The organism is Cognatazoarcus halotolerans (assembly GCF_009800965.1).
GTDB classification, from domain to species: Bacteria; Pseudomonadota; Gammaproteobacteria; order Burkholderiales; family Rhodocyclaceae; genus Cognatazoarcus; species Cognatazoarcus halotolerans.
This window is the reverse complement of sequence record NZ_WUAF01000107.1, coordinates 1-220: the sequence shown is the minus strand read 5'-3', so window position 1 is coordinate 220 and position 220 is coordinate 1. Positions and strand designations below refer to the sequence as shown.

Annotated in this window: 1 protein-coding gene; it reads right to left on the bottom strand. The window is 63.6% G+C overall.

The genetic code is table 11. The features are described 5' to 3' along the window. Positions 1-220, bottom strand: a 220-nt coding sequence (locus GQB03_RS22885) for an SdrD B-like domain-containing protein (protein ID WP_159694090.1), incomplete at both ends; no start/stop codon positions are given.

Here is a 220-nt window from a genome sequence, read left to right as displayed (position 1 = left end):
GTCAGCGTGTAGCAGCCGGTGAAGCCGTCCGCGCCTGCGTCGGAGTCGAATGCGTCGTCACCCACGTTGGCGGTCGAGAGCACCGAGCCGTCAGCGGCGATGAACTTGACGATGTAGTCGCCCGGCACCAGGCCGCTGAAGTTGTAGTTGCCGTTGGCGTCGGTCACCTTGGTGTCGACCAGCGTGCCCGGCATCTCATCAACACAGGTGTAGAGCTCGA